Origin of the sequence: Streptomyces sp. NPDC007917 (assembly GCF_042959105.1) — a bacterium.
GTDB lineage: Bacteria > Actinomycetota > Actinomycetes > Streptomycetales > Streptomycetaceae > Streptomyces.
Genome location: NZ_JBIBKK010000004.1, coordinates 47,547 through 66,910 on the forward strand (window position 1 = coordinate 47,547; position 19,364 = coordinate 66,910).

Genomic DNA, 19,364 nt, shown 5'->3' on the forward strand with positions numbered 1-19,364 from the left:
CTGTTCACACCTTCGTACGACTCTTCTTTCATGTGAGGATTTCATTCATGGACACGCCAACCCTGGAAGGCGAGATCCGCGAGTTCGTCCTGGCCACGGTCATCAACGAGATGAGTCTCCTGACGAGTCGTGAGGGCATCACGGACGAGAGCCCGGTGACCGTCGACGGGCTGGAGCTGGACTCGCTGAGCCTGATCGAGCTCACCCTGCGGCTGGAGTCGCGGTTCGGCGTGGAGATCCCGGACGCCGACATCGAGCCCCTGGCCTCCCTGAACCTCGGCCAACTCGTCGCCGAGGTCGCCCGACGCGGTGCGAAGGCATGAGCGCGGGAGACACGGCGAGCGACGGCGGTCTCGCCCTGTCACCCATCACCACCGACACCGTGAGGGAGCTGCTGTCGGACCGCAGGGTCTTCCCCGCGGTGCCCGCCGAGCTCGACGAGGACGCCGAACTGGTCCTGGACTCACTTGGGTTGGTGTGGCTGCTGCACGTGGTGGAGGAGCGCTACGGCCTGGTGGTGGAGCCCACCGACGAGGACGTCGTCGGGCTGACCTCGCTGCGGCGGCTCACCGAGTATCTGCGCGCCGTCCAGAGGGACGGGGCGCACGAGGGTGGCCGCGATGAGCGGTGAGGTGACGGTGACCGGATTCGGCGTGCGCACCGCGTTCGGCACGGGCGCAGACGCCCTCCGGCGCGGGGTGTTCGCGGGAATCCCCTCGTTCAGGGCCACCACGAGGTTCGACACCGGTCCGTACCGTACGCCGATGGCGGGCGTCGCCCCGGACGGACCCGAGGCCGTCGAGGACTGGGCGCTGCGCCACGCGCTCGCGCAGTGCGGCACGGAAGCCCTCGACATGGCGGGCCTCGGTCCGGGTACGGAGGCCGCCGTGCTGCTCGGCGTCGCCGGCGACCACACCAGCATCACCCGCCACTGGCGAGCCGTCGCCGGCTCCCCGTCCGTCCCCGACAGTCCGGGCGGGGAAGCGGCCCGGCACACCGCGGGCGTGGCGGCGGAACGGGCCGCCGATGCCGTGCCCGCGCACCTCACCGAGCTGCTGGCCGGGCGGCTCGCGCTGACCGGTCCACGGCTCACCTTCACCAATGCCTGCGTCGCCTCCGCCGCGGCGATCATCCACGCCTGCCGGCTGATCTCCTCGGGCCGGATCGACACGGCGGTCTGCGCGGGTGGATACCTGGTGGAGGAGGAGACCTTCGCCAAGTTCGACTCCGGCCGGGCGCTGTCCCGCGACGGAATGGTGCGCGCGTTCAGCGCCGACCGCAGTGGACTGCTGCTGGGCGACGGAGTGGCGGCCGTCGTGCTGGAGTCCGCCGAACGCGCCCGGCGCCGCGGTGCCCGGCCGCTGGCGACCGTGGTGGGCTGGGGCGCGGCCACGGACACCCACCACATCGCCCAGCCGCACCCGGAGGGTGTCGGGCTGGCGCGCGCGGCACGGCAGGCGATGCGGCTCGCCGGGGACCCGGACGGGGCGGGCCTCGGCTATGTCAACGCCCACGGGACCGGCACCAAGTACAACGACGGGGCGGAGACCCGCGGGCTGCGGGCCGCCTTCCCCGGGCGGGCCGAGGCCATACCCACGAGCTCCACCAAGAGCACCACCGGCCATCTGCTGGAGGCCGCGGGCGTGGTGGAGTTCGTGATCACGATGCTGGCCCTGCTGGACGGTGTGCTGCCGCCGACCGCCGGGTTCACCCGGCCGGCCCCGGAGTGCGACCTGGACTGTGTGCCGAACCAGCCCCGTGCGGCCGACCTGCGGCGGGCCCTCACCATCAACGCCGCCTTCGGGGGCGCCAACACCGCACTCGTGCTGGAGCGGCCGTGAAGACGGAGAAGACGGTACTCCGCTCGCCCTTGAGCATCCTCGCCACCGCCACCGCGACCCTGGGCACCGGGCGGGAGGACGACCTCCCGCTGCCGAGGCTGCCCGGCTTCGTGGAGTCGGCCTTCAGCCCGCTGGCGTACGAGGTCAGCAGGCAGTGCCTCACCGAACGGCCGGGGGACGGCTCACGCACCGCCGTGGCGCTGGCCAGTCTGATGGGGGACACCACCACCGCGGATCTGGCCAGTCGGCGCATGGTCGCCGGGCAGGTCCACAACCCGCTGCTGTTCATGCAGGCCACCGCCAACTCCGTACTGGGCTACACCAGCCGGGAGTTCGGGATCACCGGGCAGACGTTCAGCCTCTCCACCCTCGACGATCCGGTGACCGAACTGCTGGCCATGGCGGATCTGCTGCTGGAGGACCCGGAGCTGGACCGGGTCCTGGTGCTGGGCGTGGAGTTGGGCAGGGGGCACCTCACAGCGGTAGCTGGGGAAGGGGAGCGAAGCGAGGCGGGGGTCCCCGCGGCCGACGGCTGGGCAAGGGTGGCCGACGCGTACCGGGAACTGGCCATCGGCAGCGGCCGCCCGGTCCCGCCCCCGTCGACGCCCGCCGGCCTGGCGGCGGCGGTGCTGCTCGGCCGCCCGGGCGGCGAGGCAGCGGTCTCGGTCCGGTCGGCCGAGGCGCATGACGCCGACCACGCCCCCCACGCCGAGGCCGTCGGCACCGCGGCGGCCGGACATCCCGGAAACATCCTGGGCCTGTTCGACCTGGCCGCCGCCCATCGGCGGCTGCTGCGGGACGGCGGCAGTCACCTGCTGGTGACGGAGCCGGGGGCGCGGTGCGGCCCCACCGCGTTCCTGCTCACCGCCGGCACGGACACTCCCCCGGGCGCGCCGACGGACGCGCCCGCCGTAAGGGACGACAGGGAGACCCATGCTCATCACTAGGCAGGAGCGGGCGCGGATCTGCTCCGACACCGAACTCGGTGCCGGCAATGTCCTGCACCGCCTGAAGGCATACGGCCGCCCGCTCGACGAGCCCGTGCTGTGGACGGACTGCAGCTGGCAGGCGCCGGACGGCAGCCGTCCCCAGGTGCTGACGCTCGGCCGGCTGGACGAGGCGGTCGACGCCTACGCGGGCTGGTACGCCGCCCAGGGCGTACGGCCCCGCGACCCGGTCGCCGTGCACACCTCCTCCAGCACCGAGTTCGCGGTGAACTTCCTGGCGCTGACGGCCCTCGGCGCCATCCCGTCGTTCGTCAACGGCAACCTGCCCCCGGAAACCGCCCGGGAGTACGTACGCGGACAGGGCGCGGTGGGCGCCTTCACGGACCGCGACCACCATGCCGTGCTGTCCGGGTCCGGGCTGGGCTTCTGCGTGACCGCCGCCGAGATCCGGCCGGCGCACCGCGAGCTGCTGCCGCCGTCCTACCCGTACCGGCACGATGCGACCGACCCCGTGATCATCTCCCACTCCTCGGGCACCACCGGTATGCCCAAGGGCGTCCCGCACACCCACCGGACGCTGATGTACGCGCAGGTGCACCGGCTCCGCTACTCCACCGGGACCGACATGGAGCGCACGCTGGTGGGGCTGCCGGGCGCGCACAACGCCTCGGTGGCGACACTGCTGTACTGCCTGCTGCTGCGCGCGGACATCAAGCTGCTCTCCAGCCAGCGCGGCACCGATGTACTGGACGCCATCGAGGAGTTCCGGCCGACCACGGTGCTGGCCTTCGCCTCGACCTTCAGCGAGCTGGCCGCCGCGGACCTGGCCGCCCGGGACCTGTCCAGTGTGCAGGTGTGGTTCAACACCGGGGACGCGGCGCACGAGGCGCACATCCGGGCCCTGGTGCGGCACGGCAGCCACGAGCGGATCGGCAGGGACCTGCGCCGTACCCGGGTCGAGGGCTCGGTCTTCGTGGACGGGCTCGGCTCCTCGGAGGCCGGCTACTCGGTCTTCCACAACCGGCACACCAAGGACACCTCGGCCTACTCCCGCTGCGTCGGCAAGCCGATCAGCTTCGCCCAGGCCGCCGTACTCGCCGAGGACGGCACCCCGCTGCCGCCCGGACAGGTCGGCCGCCTGGGGCTGAAGTCGCCGACGCTCACCCCTGGGTACTGGAACGACTCGCTGACCTTCCACCGGCTGCGGCTGGGCGGCTACTGGCTCACCGGGGACCTCGCCTACCAGGACGAGGAGGGCAACTTCTACCACCTCGACCGGGCGCCGGACGCCATCCGTACCCGCGACGGGATCCTGTTCAGCACCCGCACCGAGGAGTTGCTGCTGCGGGAGCTGCCCGAGCTGGCCGACTGCACGCTCGTCGGGGTCGCCCCGGAGGGGGTACGGGCGGACTGGAGCGGTGACGGGGAGGCCGAGGCGTACGCGCTGCTCCAGCTCGCGGACGACAGCGACGGCGACGGCAGCGACGACGACAGCAAGCGCGACGAGACGTGGACCCGGCGGGTCAACGCCGCCCTCGCGGGTGCCGGATTCCCCCCGGTGGCCCGAGCCCTGCGGATGAAGCCCGACGACGTGGCCAAGGGCGCCACAGGCAAGGTTCTCAAACGAGTGATACGCGACAGGTTCGCCACCAGGGAGCACACATGAGCACGGCAACGGGTGAAGACGGGGTCAACCACCGCGCCCGGACACTGGAGGCGTACCGGCTGTGGTGGCAGCACGACGCCCACTGGTACCAGGGGGTGGCCAAGCGGTTCGGGCAGCAGGTCGCGAACGAGATCAACGCCGAGGCGATGCGCAAGATCGCCCTCAAGGTCGGGCAGCAGGTCGCCCGCCGGTGCGGCGCGCTGCCCGACAGCGGTGACAGCGGCAAGGACCTGGAGGAGCTGCGCCGCCGGTACGACGAGTGCGGCGACCGGATGTTCCCGCGGGAGTTGCGCAATGCCTCCACCGAGGTGGCCGGTGACGATCTGATCGTTCTCACGCTGCGGCGGAACTTCGCCATCACCATGGTGCGGATGGCCGGTTCGCTGGAGGGCTACCAGTGCCCGTGCACCGACGTCCACGCGGGCTGGTCGGAAGGGCTCGGCGTGACCCTGTCGGAGAACCGGGCCACCAGCTGTCTGCGGGAGGGCGATGCGGCGTGCCACCTGCTGATGCGGGTGCGCGCACCCCACTCTTTCGGTGCGGAGGGCTGAGCCGTGCGGATACTTGTCGCCGGGGCGACCGGAGTGGTCGGACACCCGCTGGTGGGCGCGTTGCGGGCGCGGGGCCACCGGGTGAGCGCGCTGGTGCGGGAGGCGTCCCGGGCAAAGGCCCTGAACGAAGACGCCGACTCGGTGGTGTTCGCCGACGCCCTCGACCGTGAGGCCGTGCTCTCGGCTGTCTCGGCCGCCAGGCCCGAGGTGGTCGTCCACCAGATGACGGCGCTGCGGCTGTTGCGCGACGACCCGGCGGAGGCCTTCGCGCTGACCGCGCGGCTGCGCACCGAGGGCACCGCGAATCTGGTCGCGGCGGCCCGCGCGGCCGGGGCGCGGCGGCTGGTCGCGCAGAGCATCGCCTTCGCCGCCGCGCCGGCCGGCGGCCCGGTCCTCGACGAGGACGCGCCGCTGTACGTGGAGGCCCCGGACCCGGGCTGGGCCGCCACCGTACGGGCCGTCGCCGAGCTGGAGCGGCTGGTCCTGGACGCTCCTGGCCTGGCGGGCGTGGTGCTGCGGTACGGCACGCTGTACGGCGCCGGAACCGCGTACGCCCGTACCGGCGGGACCGGGCAGGCGGTGCTGGCGGGCCGGCTCCCGTTCCCCGAGAGCGCGTCGGGGGTCACCTCGTTCCTGCATGTGGAAGACGCGGTGGGGGCCGCGGTGGCGGCCGTCGAATCGGACGCCTCCGGCGTCTTCCATGTGACGGACGACGAGCCGGCCCCGGCCGCCCAGTGGCTTCCGGCCTACGCCCGTGCGCTGGGCGGCCCGCCTCCGCGCACGATCCCGGCCGCGCTCGCGCCCCGGATGCTCGGCTGGTTCATGGCCCATCAGCTCACCGCGGCGCGCGGGGCGGCGAATGACCGGGCGCGCACGGCGCTGGGCTGGAAGCCGCTGCGGGCGAGCTGGCGCGACGGGCTGGGCGCGGAATGACCAAGGCCGCCCCGTCCCGGTCGTGGGCCGTCGTCCTGGTCGTGGTCTGCGCCCAGATGCTGATCTGGCTGGACACCTCGATCCTCAATGTCGCCGTCACCACCCTGGCCGACCCGGACCGGGGCCTGGGCGCGACCCCCGCCGAACTGGAGTGGGTGGCCAGCGCCTACACCCTGGTCTTCGCCGGCACCCTCTTCGCCGGCGGCGCGCTGGCCGACCGTTTCGGTCCCCGTACCACCCTGCTCGCCGGTCTGGCGCTGTTCGGTGCCGCCTCCGGGGCCGGTGCGTTCGCCGGAAATCCGGCCTGGCTCATCGTGGCGCGCGCCTTCATGGGGGCGGGCAGTGCGCTGCTGATGCCCGCGACGCTGTCGATCATCGTGCGGAGCACCCCGGAGGAGAAGCGCACCCGTGCCATCGCGATCTGGAGCTCGTCCAGCGGGCTCGGCGTGGCCGTCGGCCCGGTCGCGGGCGGGGCGTTGCTCAGCCACTTCTGGTGGGGGTCGGTGTTCCTGGTCAATGTGCCGATTGTCGCCCTGTGTCTGGCCGGAGTGGTCGCCGTCGTTCCAGAGCTGGGCGGTGCACGGCGCCAGGTGCTCGATCTGCCGGGGATGGCCCTGTCGGTGCTCGGTCTCGGCGGCGTCGTCTACGGGGTCATCGAGCTGGGCAACCGGCAGGCCTGGTACGGGCCGCACGTGCTGCTTCCGCTCCTGCTCGGCGGGGCGATGCTCGTCGCTTTCGTGGCCGGTCAGCGCAGGTCCCCGGCGCCCAGCCTGGATGTGCGGCTGTTCCGGCAGCCCGGGTTCACGGCCGGGAGCGTGGTGCTGCTGCTCGCGTTCATGGCGCTGGCCGGGCATCTGTTCTACGCGGCCTTCTATCTCCAGGGGCCCTGCGGGCTCTCCCCCGCACGCGCCGGGACCGTGATGATCGCCGCCGCGGTCGGCATCGTCCTGGGCAGTCAGGCGTCCCCGGCGCTGAGTCGGCGGCTGTCGGCCCGGTGGACGGTCGCGGCCGGAATACTGACCACCGCGGCCACGTACCTCGCCTATCTGTGGTTCGACGAGCAGACCCCGGTCCCGGTCATCGTCGCGCTGCTGTGGGTGCAGGGTTTCGGCATGGGTCTGATCGGCACGCCGGTCACGGCGGTGATGATGAGCGGGGTGCCGCAGCGTCTCGCGGGCGCCGGATCCGCCGTCAACAGCGTCACGCGGCAGGTGGGCGGGACACTCGGGGTGGCGATGGCCGGCTCGGTCCTGACCGGGGTGTACCGGGAGCAGATGGCCGATGCCGCGCTGCCCGGTGGCCCGCGGGGGCTGCCGCCCGGTGCCGAGGAGCAGGCCCGGACCTCGGCCGAGGCGGCACGCGCGCTGGCGCATTCGCTGCGGTTGCCGGAACTGGCGGAGACGGCCGACCAGGCCTTCCTCGACGCGATGTACGTCGCCACGCTCTGGACCGCGGCACTGGCCCTCGTCGGGTTCGCCGTGAGTGTCGTGGGGCTGCGTATCCGGGGAGCGGGATCGCAGAACCTCCAGGAAGGCCCGGAAAGGCCGCGGGAGGCGCGGGACGGCCAGGTGGAAACCGCGTAAGAGCCATACGGCGGTGCTGCCCCGCGATCAGGTCGGCGATCAGCATGAACGCGGGCAACGCGTACTGGCCGACGCAGCGCTGGTGGTCCGCCTCGGGGGTGAAACCGGTGAAGTTCACACGTCCAGCCGGTGGCGGTCCTGGCCCGCGTGTGGGAGGAGTGGGTACGTGCCGGGGAGCGGTCCGGCTGTGTGACGGAGATGGGTGGGAGCCGTGAGTGGGCAGGACATCGGGGGCTTGCGGGCCGCGGGGCTGGGTGAGGCGATACGCGCCACCGCCGGGGACATCGCTGTGCTGTTGCGCGGCGCGACGGACACGGGGGCTCCGGTGCCCGGGTCGCGGTGGTCGGTCGGAGAGGTGGCGGCGCATCTGGCGCAGGCCAACGAGCTGATGGCGGACGTCGCGGCCGGGAAGGCGCGCCCCTACGGGGATGGCACACCGGCCGGACTGGCCGAGGCCAACGAGGTCGCGCTCGCCGCGTTCACCGAGCGCGGGGCCGGGCCGCTGGCCGCCATGATCGTGGAGCAGGCCGACGCGTTCCTGGACGCGGCGGCCCGGCGGCCCGCGCCGCGCGGCGAACTGGTCAGCCCGATGGGCCCGATGAGCATGGATGTCCTGGGGTCGTATCTGCTGACACATATGCTCGGCCACGGCTATGACCTCGCCCGTGCGCTGCGCCGTCCGCATATGGTCAGCGGGGAGCGGGCCGCGCTGTGCCTGCCGTTCCTGATGGTGGCGATGGACCGGGTCGTGGGCCCCGCCGCCGCCGGGCACACGGCCCGCTACACGATCCGGCTCGGGGGCGGTGCCCGCTTCGGCGCCACGTTCACCGACGGCGCGGTGGCCGTCGATCCGCGGCCGCCGGGCCGGCCGGACTGCACGATCCTCATGGAGCCGGTCGCTTTTCTCCTGGTCGCGCTGGGCCGTCTCGGCCCTTGGGGCGCCCTCGCCCGCGGACGTGTCGTGGCCTGGGGCCGCAAGCCCTGGCTGGCCCCCCGCTTCCCCACTCTGTTCACCCCGCCCTGATCAGGCCCGACAGCGCCGCGGAGTGCCACCTCGAGACATGGCCGACGGGCCGCGGCCGCGCGTGCCGGCCGCCGATGGCTGCGGCCAGTCGCGCCGCGGCAGAATCGGTGCGTGGGAACAGACATCAGGGGGTTCGTGGAGTGCCGCACCTGGGGCCCGGCCCTCGACGTCGGGGAGACGGCCTGGTATGCGGCCATCGAGTTGTCGATGCTCGGGGTGACCAGGGACTACGACGCCTTCGCATGTCTCTTCGGGGTCCGCGACTTCGGCGGCCGGTGGCGACCGGTGGCGGCGGACCGCGGCCTGCCGGCCGATGTGTCAAAGGCCACCGAGGCCGCGTTCGCGGAGTGGGGCGAGGCGGCGTTCGGGGCCACGTGGCTGGGCTGGGACGAGGTCCTTGCCATCGACTGGGATGAGCCGGCGCTCCCCCGCGCGACGGACATCGCACGTTACCGGCGGCAGCCGGACGGCTCGCTGGAGCTGGTGTACCGCTCGGGCGATCTGGTTCGAGGAGTAGGCGCGGAAGAAGCGTCCGTACCCGGGGGCGCTGCGGCCACAGCGGGCCCGCCGGGTCCGAAGCAGCTTCGGACCCGGCACCCGGCTCGGCGGGACGATCCGGCGGCGCCGTTCAGTGGCCGGCTTTCGACATCGGCACCGATGGCTTCGCCCCGGGGACCGGGGCGGCCTCCGGGGTTCGGGGGCCGGGGAGCGGGATCTGGCCCGGCTGCTGCAGAACGACCGTGCGCACCGGCAGGGGGATGTCGATGCCCTCCGTCCGGTAGCGCTGGTGGAGCCGCTTGAGGAATTCATGTTTGATCAGGTACTGGTCGCTGAATTCCTGGACACGCAGGATCACCGAGAAGTCGATGCCGGCTTCCCCGAAGGTGTGGAATCGGACGGCCGGTTCGTGGTCCGGGACGCCGCCGGACACCTCGGCCATCACCTCTTCGGCGACCTCGATGCTCACCCGCTCGACCTGTTCGAGGTCGCTGTCGTAGTCGACCCTCGCCTGGATCATGATCGACATCTGCTCTTGCGGCTGGTGGTAGTTGGTGGTGATGGCACCGGCGAGCTTGGCGTTCGGGATGATCACCAGGTTGTCCGGGAGCTGACGCACGGTGGTGTTACGCCAGTTGATGTCGACGACGTAACCCTCCTCCCCGCTGCCGAGCCGGATGTAGTGGCCGGGCTGCACCGTCTTGGAGGCGAGGATGTGGACGCCCGCGAACAGGTTGGCCAGCGTGTCCTGGAGCGCCAGGGCGACCGCGAGGCCACCCACGCCGAGCGCGGTGAGCAGCGGGGCGATCGAGATGCCGAGCGTCTCCAGCAGGATGAGGACGCCCATCGCCAGCACCGCGATGCGGGTGATGTTGACGAAGATGGTGGCGCTGCCCGCCACTCCGGACCGGGACAGCGCCTGAGCGCGCACCAGGTCGGCGACCACGCGGGCCACGGCGATGGTGGTGGCCAGGATGAGCACGGCCGTCATCACCTGGTGGACGCTGTGGTCGATGGCCGCGGTCAGCGGCAGGGCCGCGGCCGCCCCGGACACACCGGCGACGAGGGCCGCCCAGGGGGCGATGGTGCGCAGCGCGTCGACGATGATGTCGTCGCCGGTCCACCGGGTCCTGCGCGCCCGCTCCGCCAGCCAGCGCAGCGCCATTCGGGACAACAGCCCCATCGCCACCGCCGCGGCCAGCGCGGCGCAGACGACGATGAGGTCGTGCAGGGTGAGCGCGCGGGTCACCGGCCGCTCTCCGTACGCCGCGAAGTGTGCCGCGAGGTGCGGCAGATCCGACCGCACAGGGTGGTGGACCGCGGTCGGGGTACGCGCTCGTGGCGGGGTCTGCCGGGGAGTTCGGAGTGCTGTCTTGTCACCGTGTCACCTGCTCGTGCCTGGGATGTCGGGCTGCGCCGAGGCTCGTGTGGCAGGGCCCTGACGCGGTCTGCCATCCTGCCGCATGCCTTCTCGGCGGACGGCACCAACCGGCCAGTGGACCACCGGGGTCCGCGGCGTGGCCGCACGCGTCAGGCGTCCGCGCGGGTGATGTGCCGGACCACGGTGGCGGGCCGGCCGGTGGCGGCGTGGCGGGCCCTGGTCCGCCACAGCCACCTGATGTCACGTGCGAAGGACCAGATGAGCAGCGCCAGCGCCGCCAGGACCACCGCGAGCGACACCGGATGCGGAAGCAGCGCGGAGGCGGCCGCCAGGAGGGCGATTCCCTGCAGCGCGGCGACCGCCTTGCGGGCGGTGTTCACGGGCAGCGGCTCGTTCAGCCAGGGCAGGGCACGGGCGGCCGCCACGAAGGCGTAGCGCATGGCGCCGATGGTGAGCACCCACGGGCCCAGCGCGGTGGCGACGTAGACGCTGAGCACCAGGATGAGGAAGGCGTCGACCTCCATGTCGAAGCGTGCCCCCAGGGGGGACACCGTTCCGGTGCGCCGGGCGACCTTGCCGTCGACGGCGTCGAGGATCAGAGCCACCGTGGTGAGGGCGACGAGGGCCGGGACGCGGGGCGGGCTCTGGAAGGAGTCGGCGACCAGCGCGGTCACGCCCCCCACCAGCGTGGCGCGGGCCAGGGTGACGCGGTTGGCGGCGCCGAAGGTCCTGAGCCAGGAGCGGCACACGGCGCGGGTCAGGACGGCCCAGGTGGCGAACGCGAACGCCAGGCCCGTCAGCCATCCCGCGGGCCCCAGGCCGAGCGCGGTGCCCAGGAGTGCCAGCAGGACTATCTGCGCGACCGCTCCCACAGCGGTCTCCTGCCGCAACAGCGTCGTGTCGTATGTGTTGTTCAGGGCAGCCACCGTGCACCCTCCGGCTGTTGTGGCGGAGTCGTTGAGTGCCGCGTACCGTGTTCGCGGCTTGGTAATGCTCAGTACGCACGTCACGGGCAATGTGTTCAGCCCGCCTTCGGGCCCGATCTTTCTGGAGGACGTCGATGGAGCGCGTCGCCCGCGCCTTCTGGCTCCGCTCGCCCGGCCACGGTGAGGTACGGCAGGTCCCGCTGCCCGAGCCCGGCGCCGACGACGTCGTGGTGCGCGCCCTGTTCTCCGGGGTGAGCCGGGGGACGGAGACCCTGGTCTTCCGCGGCGGGGTGCCGGAGAGCCAGTACGCCGCGATGCGGGCGCCGTTCCAGGAGGGCGGGTTCCCCGGGCCGGTCAAGTACGGATACCTCAGCGTCGGCGTGGTGGAGGAAGGCCCGGCCGCGCTGCTGGGCCGTACGGTCTTCAGCCTGTATCCGCACCAGACGCGGTATGTCGTCCCGGCGAGCGCCGTCACCCCGGTGCCGGAGGCGGTGCCGGCGGCGCGGGCCGTGCTGGCCGGAACGGTGGAGACGGCGGTGAACGCCCTGTGGGACGCCGCGCCGATGATCGGGGACCGGATCGCGGTGATCGGGGCCGGGATGGTCGGCGCGAGCGTGGCCGCCCTGCTCGCCCGGTATCCGGCCGTACGCGTCCAGCTGGTCGACGCGGACCCCGCGCGCGCCGGGGTCGCGAAGGCCCTGGGGGTCGACTTCGCGCTCCCCGAGGAGGCCGCGGGCGACTGCGATCTCGTCGTCCATGCGAGCGCGACCGAGGCGGGGCTCGCACGCGCCCTCGAACTCCTCGCGCCGGAAGGGACGGTCCTGGAGCTGAGCTGGTACGGCGACCGGCGGGTCAGTCTGCCGCTGGGCGAGGCCTTCCACTCCCGCCGCCTGGTCGTGCGCGGCAGTCAGGTGGGGACGGTGTCCCCGGCCCGTGGCTCGCGCCGCACCTTCGCCGACCGGCTGGCGCTGGCGCTGGAACTGCTCGCCGACCCCGCCTTCGACGCGCTGGTGACCGGGGAGTGCGCCTTCGAGGAGCTGCCGGAGGTGCTGCCCCGTCTCGCGTCCGGGGAGCTTCCGGGGTTGTGCCACCGCGTGCGGTACGGGCCGGCCTGAGCGGTCCCAGGAGCCGGCTGAGCGGTCTGAACGGTCTGAACCGTCTCAACTATCGGGATGATCCGGGACAATCCTGCGCGGCTCTGAACCAGGCGGGCGGGTCGGCCGTACTCCATGACGTGGCCCGGTCGAGGGCCGCCTGACGTGCCGCACCTGGAGGGTCGTTCGTTGTTCAGCATCACCGTCCGTGACCACCTGATGATCGCTCACAGCTTCCGAGGAGAGGTCTTCGGGCCCGCGCAGCGCCTGCACGGGGCGACATTCCTGGTGGATGCCACATTCCGGCGCGCCGAACTGGACGCCGACAACATCGTGGTCGACATCGGCCTCGCCACCCAGCAGCTGAACGCGGTGGTCGGCGAGCTGAACTACCGCAATCTCGACGAGGAGCCCGCCTTCGCGAACACCAACACCAGTACGGAGTTCCTGGCGAAGGTCATCGCGGACCGGCTCGCCGACCGGGTGGCCGCCGGGGAGCTGGGCGAGGGCGCGCGGGGGCTTTCTGGGCTGACGGTCACCCTGCACGAGTCGCACATCGCCTGGGCGAGTTACGAGCGGGATCTGTGAGGGCGCGCCCGATGAACCGCGCCGACGCCACCGCGCCCGACCTGCGCTCCGTGCACGTCGTCATGCCCGGTGGCGTGGCCGATCCGGCCGCGCCGAGCGGCGGCAACACCTATGACCGCCGGGTCTGCCGGGACCTGCCGGGTGTCGGCTGGCAGGTCCACGAGCACGCCGTCGCGGGCACCTGGCCGCAGCCCGGCCCCGACGCCCGCGCGGAGCTGGCCCGTGTTCTCGGCGAGCTGCCGGACGGCGGCGTCGTGCTCCTCGACGGGCTGGTGGCCTGCGCCGTGCCGTACCTCGTCGTACCCGAGGCGCGGCGGCTGCGCCTGGCGGTGCTGGTGCATCTGCCGCTGGGCGACGAGACGGGGCTCGCCCCCGGCCGGGCGGCGGACCTGGACGCGCTGGAGCGCAAGACGCTGCGCGCCGTCCCGGCCGTGGTGGCGACCAGTGGCTGGGCGGCCCGCAGGCTGGTGACCCACCACGGGCTCGCCCCCGGCCGGGTGCACATCGCCGCGCCCGGCGCGGACCCCGCTGCACCGGCGCCCGGCACCGACGGCGCCTCACGGCTGCTGTGCGTCGCCTCGGTGACCCCGCGCAAGGGGCAGCACCTGCTGGTCGAGGCCCTGGCCGAGATGGCCGACCTGCCCTGGAGCCTGCTGTGCGTCGGCGGCCTGGGCCAGGACCCAGGCTATGTGACCCGGCTGCGCGAACTGATCGACGAGCACGGCCTCGGCGGCCGGGTGCGGATCGCGGGACCGCGGGCCGGTGCGGAGCTGGACGCGAGCTATGCGGCGGCCGACCTGCTGGTGCTTCCCTCCCACGCCGAGACGTACGGCATGGTGGTGACCGAGGCCCTGGCGCGGGGCGTTCCGGTGCTGGCGACGGCCGTGGGCGGGGTCCCGGAGGCGCTGGGGCGGGCTCCCGACGGCGGGCTGCCGGGCGTCCTCGTCCCCCCGGGGGACCCCGCGGCGCTCGTGGAGGCGCTGCGCGGCTGGCTCGTCGAGCCGGGTGTGCGGGGGCGGTTGAGGGCCGCCGCGCGGGGGCGGCGCGCCGCTCTGGACGGGTGGGAGACGACGGCGCGGCGCATGGCCGGCGTGCTGGAACAGCTTCGATGTGAACCAGGGAGGGCCGCATGAACACCACCGACGTGCCGCTGTACCAGCCGGAGTGGCTGGAGTTGCGGGAGGGCGCCGACGCGGCGGCCCGCGCCGTGGAACTCCTCGACCCGCTGCGCGGGTGGCTGGCGGAGGCCGGGCGGCCCGAGGGGCTGGTGATCCACGACCTGGGCTGCGGCACCGGTTCCATGGGCCGCTGGCTCGCACCCCGGCTGCCCGGCCCCCAGCACTGGGTGCTGTACGACCGCGATCCGGCGCTGCTGGGCCGGGCCGCCGCGCGGCCGCCCGCCGAGACCGCCGACGGCGGCGGTGTCACGGTCCTGACCCGGCGTGGGGCCCTCGGCGAGCTGTCCGCGGCGGATCTGGCCGGGGCTTCGCTGGTGACGGCGTCCGCGCTGCTGGACGTGCTGAGCCGGGACGAGGTGGACGCGCTGGTCGCCGCCTGCGCCGGGGCCGGTTGTCCGGCGCTGCTGGCGCTGTCGGTGGTGGGGCGGGTCGACCTCTCCCCGGCCGACCCGTTGGACGGCGAGATCGCCGAGGCGTTCAACGCCCATCAGCGCCGCGGTGGTCTGCTGGGGCCGGACGCGGTCATGGTGGCCTCCGAGGCCTTCGTGATGCGGGGCGCGACGGTGCGGGCGCACAGCAGCCCGTGGCGGCTCGGCGCGGATGAGCCCGCGCTGACGGCCCAGTGGCTGCGGGGCTGGGTCGGGGCGGCCTGCGAACAGCGGCCGGTTCTGGCGCCGCGCGCCGAGGCGTATCTGCGGCGCCGCCTGGCGGCGTGTGCCGCGGGCGAGTTGCGGGTGGTGGTGCACCACAGCGATCTGCTGGCGCTGCCCCAGGCGACGGGCGGGGCGTCGTGAACGCGGGGGCGCTCAGGGCGCGGCTCGGCACCCTCGCCGGTGGGCTCATCCTCGCCGTGGTGGTGTGGCGCGTGGGCACGGGCGCCTTCCTGGACGGCGTGCGCCGGATCGACGCCGTGACCCTTCTGGCGGCGCTCGCTCTGGGGCTGTTCACCACGGTCTTCAGCGCCTGGCGCTGGTGTCTGGTGGCCCGGGCTCTGGAGATCCGGCTGCCGCTGGGGGCGGCCTTGGCCGACTACTACCGGGCCCTGTTCCTGAACGCGGCGCTGCCCGGCGGCGTCCTCGGCGATGTGCACCGCGCGGTGCGGCACGGGCGCGACGCCGGGGACGTGGGCCGGGGCGTGCGCGCGGTGGTGCTGGAGCGGGCGGCGGGCCAGGTGGTGCTGGCCGCGGTCGGCGTGGCGATGGTGCTGACCCGGCCGTCCCTGGCCGTGGCGGAGATCCGCCGCCTCGCCGGCGGTCTGGCCGCGGCGCCGGTCGCCATGGCGGTCCTCGCCGCGGTGTGCGCGCTGATGGTCCTGGCCGTCGTGGTCGCCGTACGGCTGCGCGGCGGGCCCCGTACGTCGCGGTGGCGCCGCGCGGTCCGCGCCGCGCTGGGCGAGGCGCGGCGCGGACTGCTGGCCCCGGGGAGCTGGCCGGGGGTGGCGGTCTCCTCCGTGGCGGTGCTGGCCGGGCATCTGGGAACGTTCCTGCTGGCCGCCCGGGCCGCTGGATCAGAGGCGCCGCTCACCGAGTTGCTGCCCCTGATGGTGCTGGCGCTGCTCGCCATGGCGCTGCCGCTGAACGTCGGCGGCTGGGGCCCCCGGGAGGGCGTCACCGCGTGGGCCTTCGGGGCCGCCGGCCTGGGCGCGGCCCAGGGGCTGACCGTCGCCGTGGTCTACGGAGTGCTCACCTTCGCCGCGAGCCTGCCCGGTTTCGCCGTCCTCGTGGGGCAGTGGTTCGCCGGGTTGCGACGTCCGCAGGTCGATCTCGAAGAGGGTGTCCTCGCCGAGGTGGGCGCGGCGCATGGGCGGGCGGAGGGCGTCCCGCATGACCGGGGTGCCGGCGAAGCGGAGCCCGGGGACGCCGTCGCCGAGCAGCACGGGGGCCACGGTGACGTAAAGCCGGTCCAGCGCCTTCTCGTGGAGGAAGCGCGACACGGTGACGCCGCCGCCCTCGATCAGCACCCGGCCCAGGCCGCGTCGCGCAAGGGCCTCGCTCAGGCGGCGGGGTGCGAAGGCCTCGCGGTCCGGAAGGGTCAGCACGTCAACGTGGCTGCCGTGGCCGCCGCTGCCGCCGACGCCGACCGACCCGTGCCGGCCGCGGCCGCTGTCCGCGGCCACCACCCACAGGGTGGGAGCTGAGCCATCGGTGAACACCCGGCGTTGCGACGGCACCCGGCCGTGCGGATCGAGGACGACGCGCACCGGGTTGGCCCCCGTGCACGCGCGCACCGTCAGCTGGGGGTCGTCGGCGATGGCGGTGCCGGCTCCGACGACCACCGCGTCGGCGAGGGCGCGGAGGTGGTGCAGATGAGCGCGGTCCTCCTCGCCGGTGACATAGTCGGCGTCGCCGGTGCGGGTGGCGATGAAACCGTCGAGGCTCTGTCCGAGTTGCGCGAAGGTGAGGCGTGGGCCGGCCAGGCACAGCGGCAGATAGCGGTCGGTGAGGACGCGCGCCTCGGGCGAGACCTCCTGCCGCCACCGCAGACCGCCGTCGGGGCCGCGGATCAGCCCGGCGGTCTCGGCGTCCGCCTCGGACCGGATGGCGCGCAGCCTCTCCCAGGCCGCCGTCTCGTCGAGCACGGTCATTGGGGCTCCTTGGGGGTCAGCAGGGAGAAGTACTCGGCGAAGGAATCGACGAGTGCGGTGAGTATTTCCTCTCCTTTCCCGGCGGATGCCAGGGACGGGCGACCGATGACGCCGGATTCGGTGTAGGCCGGCATACCGAGGGTGAGGAGATGTCTGCGATCGTCGGCGAGGAAATCGGATGTTTCATAGCCGGGTCGGACGAGTTCCGGGTGGGCGTGCAGGAGGATGGATGTCTCGACTTCCCCCGCGTGCATATCGCTTGCCGACGGGGTCTGGACTCCGGCTCGGGTGCGCGCGGCGTCCCAGTCCGCCGATCCCGGGAAAAGCGCCATGCGGGTGCCGGTGGAGCCGGATTCCTGAACCACATTGCGCAGTACGTAATTTCCGCCGTGTCCGTTGACCAGAATCAGGGAGTCGGTACCGGACCGGCGGAGCGATTCGGCGATGTCCCGCACAACGGCATGGAGGGTCGCGGCGGAAATGCTGACGGTCCCCGGCCATGCCTCGTGCTCATGCGAACACGAGATGGTGAGCGGAGGGAGGAGATGAACCGGATATGCGGCGGCGATCTCCCGGGCTATGGTGCAGGCGATGACCGTGTCGGTCACCAGGGGCAGAAATGCGCCGTGTTGTTCGAAGCTGCCGATGGGGAGGATGGCGACGCCGGCCTTCCGGGCCCGTATGTCCTCGGTGGTGTCCGGCGGCAGCAGACTCGGGGCCTGCTGCCGTGTTTCCGAACCGGTCATGTCTCTCAGGCCTTTCGCTCTGCGTTCCGTGTTGTGTGCGCGATGACAGGCTACGCGGTCGGGCGCACTTCCACCGACCGAACGTGATGTACCGGACAGCGGGGTTGGTTTCCTTTGTCATTTTTCACGCACCCCGCGAGTAATCTGCGGATTTCCAGTTAGGATCAGAACATGACAGAAAGCGATGGCCCGTTCGGTGAGAACGCCCGACCGTCAGGCGTCCAGCGAGTGGCACAGGTCCAACTGTCCACCGAGTACGGCGTTTTTCTGGCGGTCGGCTACTTGGACACCCTTCGCGGGGATGAACAAATAGCGCTGGTCTACGGCGATGTCAAGGGCGACCGAGCGCTTACTCGTCTGCATTCGGAGTGTCTGACCGGGGACGCGTTCGGGTCCCGGCACTGCGAATGCGGCGATCAGCTGTCCGCGGCGCTGCGCGCCATCGCGAGCGAGGGGTGCGGCGTCCTCGTCTACCTGCAGGGTCACGAGGGGCGCGGCATCGGACTGCTGGCCAAGCTCCGGGCGATGCAACTCCAGGCGGAGGGGCTGGACACCGTGGAGGCGAACCTCGCCCTGGGGCTCCCGGTGGACGCCCGTGACTACCGGGTGGCGGCGGACATCCTGCACGACCTCGGCGTGCGATCGGTGCGACTGCTGTCGAACAACCCGCGCAAACGCGAGGCGCTGCTGCGGCACGGCATCAAGGTCGCCGAGCAGGTGCCCCTGCTGATACCGCCGCGCGAGGAGAACTTCGCCTATCTGCGGGCCAAGGCGGACCGCCTCGATCATCACCTGCCGCACTTGGACAGCGTGGCCGAACGGTCCTGACGACCCCTCGGCCGAAACCCAAGTGTGCCCGCCGACGCATGGCGCCGGCGGGCACACCGCGTCTTCTTTGCGCGGCTGTATCGCCGCGCGGCGCGTGCAATTGAAATATACACCGCACACGGCTCCGCCGTCCGGTGAATCCCTTTTCCATGAGCGGCGATATCCGCAAACCCCGGGCAACACCCAGGTCACGGGCTTTCCTTCGGATATTTGTATGTCTTGTGAGCATTCCGCTCGCAAAGTGTGCCCGATGTGCGACACTTCGATTCGCACGACGGGAGCGGCCGTCGGCACGGCCCTTCGGGGACGGCCCGCACGCGGGCCGTGCGCTGCCCGGAAAGGAGTTGCGGCTGGAGTGGACAGTGAACCGGTCACGGTGACTGCCGCATATCGGGTGGACCCCGGCCAGGAGAGCGAGTTCTACGCCTGGGCCATCGCGATGCTGAATGTCACGGCCCGCCTTCCGGGATATCTGGGAGGCGGTGTGCTGGGCTCCGGACAGGGCAGCCCGCAGTGGCATGTCATCTACCGATTCGACAGAGAAGAATCCGCCCAGGCCTGGGAGTACTCGCTCGAACGCGCCCGCTGGGCGACCCGGGCCGGGCCCTTCGTACAGGAGACCGGGGTGCAGCGCACGGCCGGTCTGAAGAACTGGTTCGAAGGGCCGGTACGACCACTGCCACCACCCCCAAATGGAAGCTCTGGCTGGTGAATTTGAGTGCGGTTTTCTCTCCCGTTCTCATTTTCAATGTGCTGGTGATCCCATTTCTGGGAGACACAAATTTCCTGCTGCGGACCCTGGCTCTCTGCCTTGGCGTGACCGCGATGGTGACCTGGCTTGTCATGCCGCGCCTGCAAATGCTCTTGAAGAAGTGGCTCTACCCGCCGCTTCAGTCGATTCGAGGGCGTCACAAGCGGGTGGCGGCGAACGGCCCGCGTTCGCGCCGGTAAAGCGCGCGACCCGAGCGGGCCCTGGCCGAGGCGATGGACCCGGCC

The 19,364-nt window shown here is 72.5% G+C and carries 17 protein-coding genes and 3 pseudogenes; 16 read left to right on the forward strand and 4 right to left on the reverse strand.

The window, feature by feature from the left end:
• Positions 1-47 precede the first annotated feature (47 nt).
• The 9 genes from ACFZDL_RS08715 to ACFZDL_RS08755 all read left to right on the forward strand — a co-directional run bounded on the left by ACFZDL_RS08715 (position 48) and on the right by ACFZDL_RS08755 (position 8,545).
• The gene (locus tag ACFZDL_RS08715) at positions 48-323 is read left to right on the forward strand and encodes an acyl carrier protein (RefSeq protein WP_353589823.1); all 276 of its coding nucleotides are present in this window, start codon (positions 48-50) and stop codon (positions 321-323) included.
• The gene (locus ACFZDL_RS08720) at positions 320-631 is read left to right on the forward strand and encodes an acyl carrier protein (RefSeq protein WP_353589824.1); all 312 of its coding nucleotides are present in this window, start codon (positions 320-322) and stop codon (positions 629-631) included. The genes ACFZDL_RS08715 and ACFZDL_RS08720 overlap by 4 nt, the downstream gene beginning before the upstream one ends.
• Positions 621-1,841 (forward strand): beta-ketoacyl-[acyl-carrier-protein] synthase family protein, encoded by a 1,221-nt coding sequence (locus tag ACFZDL_RS08725; RefSeq protein WP_353589825.1) that lies wholly within the window; start codon positions 621-623, stop codon positions 1,839-1,841. Before ACFZDL_RS08720 ends, ACFZDL_RS08725 begins: the two co-directional genes overlap by 11 nt.
• Entirely contained in the window at positions 1,838-2,788 is a 951-nt protein-coding gene (locus tag ACFZDL_RS08730; RefSeq protein ID WP_353589826.1) for a hypothetical protein, read from the forward strand. The genes ACFZDL_RS08725 and ACFZDL_RS08730 overlap by 4 nt, the downstream gene beginning before the upstream one ends.
• A complete protein-coding gene (locus ACFZDL_RS08735) occupies positions 2,775-4,454 on the forward strand; it encodes an AMP-binding protein (RefSeq protein ID WP_353589827.1) in 1,680 nt (559 codons plus the stop codon). The genes ACFZDL_RS08730 and ACFZDL_RS08735 overlap by 14 nt, the downstream gene beginning before the upstream one ends.
• Entirely contained in the window at positions 4,451-5,005 is a 555-nt protein-coding gene (locus ACFZDL_RS08740) for a hypothetical protein (protein WP_353589828.1), read from the forward strand. Before ACFZDL_RS08735 ends, ACFZDL_RS08740 begins: the two co-directional genes overlap by 4 nt.
• Before the next feature lie 3 nt (positions 5,006-5,008).
• Positions 5,009-5,938, forward strand: coding sequence for an NAD(P)-dependent oxidoreductase (locus ACFZDL_RS08745; protein ID WP_353589829.1), 930 nt, complete (start codon positions 5,009-5,011; stop codon positions 5,936-5,938).
• Positions 5,935-7,521: an MFS transporter gene (locus tag ACFZDL_RS08750; protein WP_353589830.1), complete on the forward strand. Its 1,587-nt coding sequence runs from the start codon at positions 5,935-5,937 to the stop codon at positions 7,519-7,521. Before ACFZDL_RS08745 ends, ACFZDL_RS08750 begins: the two co-directional genes overlap by 4 nt.
• Before the next feature lie 202 nt (positions 7,522-7,723).
• Positions 7,724-8,545 carry a maleylpyruvate isomerase family mycothiol-dependent enzyme gene (locus ACFZDL_RS08755; protein ID WP_353589831.1) on the forward strand — a complete coding sequence of 274 codons (822 nt, stop codon included), beginning with the start codon at positions 7,724-7,726 and terminating at the stop codon, positions 8,543-8,545.
• Between the two features lie 628 nt (positions 8,546-9,173).
• On the opposite strand, the gene ACFZDL_RS08760 is transcribed toward ACFZDL_RS08755, so the two are convergent.
• On the reverse strand, positions 9,174-10,292 hold the full coding sequence (locus ACFZDL_RS08760; protein WP_353589832.1) for a mechanosensitive ion channel family protein: 1,119 nt from the start codon (positions 10,290-10,292) through the stop codon (positions 9,174-9,176).
• A gap of 281 nt (positions 10,293-10,573) precedes the next feature.
• Complete coding sequence (locus tag ACFZDL_RS08765) at positions 10,574-11,350, reverse strand: CDP-alcohol phosphatidyltransferase family protein (protein WP_353589833.1); 777 nt, start codon at positions 11,348-11,350, stop codon at positions 10,574-10,576.
• A 134-nt stretch (positions 11,351-11,484) separates the two neighbouring features.
• Between ACFZDL_RS08765 and ACFZDL_RS08770 the strand changes: the two genes are divergently transcribed.
• From ACFZDL_RS08770 to ACFZDL_RS08790, 5 genes and pseudogenes are all read left to right on the forward strand, one after another.
• On the forward strand, positions 11,485-12,465 hold the full coding sequence (locus ACFZDL_RS08770) for a zinc-binding alcohol dehydrogenase (protein ID WP_353589834.1): 981 nt from the start codon (positions 11,485-11,487) through the stop codon (positions 12,463-12,465).
• 168 nt (positions 12,466-12,633) lie between these two features.
• A complete protein-coding gene (locus ACFZDL_RS08775; RefSeq protein ID WP_353589835.1) occupies positions 12,634-13,032 on the forward strand; it encodes a 6-carboxytetrahydropterin synthase in 399 nt (132 codons plus the stop codon).
• Positions 13,033-13,043: 11 nt separating this feature from the next.
• On the forward strand, positions 13,044-14,165 hold the full coding sequence (locus ACFZDL_RS08780) for a glycosyltransferase family 4 protein (RefSeq protein WP_353589836.1): 1,122 nt from the start codon (positions 13,044-13,046) through the stop codon (positions 14,163-14,165).
• Positions 14,162-15,004 carry a class I SAM-dependent methyltransferase gene (locus tag ACFZDL_RS08785; protein WP_353589837.1) on the forward strand — a complete coding sequence of 281 codons (843 nt, stop codon included), beginning with the start codon at positions 14,162-14,164 and terminating at the stop codon, positions 15,002-15,004. The genes ACFZDL_RS08780 and ACFZDL_RS08785 overlap by 4 nt, the downstream gene beginning before the upstream one ends.
• Positions 15,005-15,075: 71 nt before the next feature.
• Positions 15,076-15,852, forward strand: a pseudogene (locus ACFZDL_RS08790) (YbhN family protein); the annotation flags it as partial.
• A gap of 276 nt (positions 15,853-16,128) precedes the next feature.
• Here the strand turns inward: ACFZDL_RS08790 and ACFZDL_RS08795 are convergent.
• Together ACFZDL_RS08795 and ACFZDL_RS08800 are read right to left on the reverse strand one after the other, a co-directional pair.
• Positions 16,129-16,794: pseudogene (locus ACFZDL_RS08795) on the reverse strand (RibD family protein); the annotation flags it as partial.
• Positions 16,791-17,540 (reverse strand): creatininase family protein, encoded by a 750-nt coding sequence (locus tag ACFZDL_RS08800; protein WP_353589838.1) that lies wholly within the window; start codon positions 17,538-17,540, stop codon positions 16,791-16,793. The gene ACFZDL_RS08800 and the pseudogene ACFZDL_RS08795, both read right to left, overlap by 4 nt.
• 171 nt (positions 17,541-17,711) lie before the next feature.
• Between ACFZDL_RS08800 and ribA the strand changes: the two genes are divergently transcribed.
• Positions 17,712-18,368: a GTP cyclohydrolase II gene (gene ribA / locus ACFZDL_RS08805; RefSeq protein ID WP_353589839.1), complete on the forward strand. Its 657-nt coding sequence runs from the start codon at positions 17,712-17,714 to the stop codon at positions 18,366-18,368.
• A 355-nt stretch (positions 18,369-18,723) separates the two neighbouring features.
• Positions 18,724-19,319: pseudogene (locus ACFZDL_RS08810) on the forward strand (hypothetical protein).
• Positions 19,320-19,364: the final 45 nt, after the last annotated feature.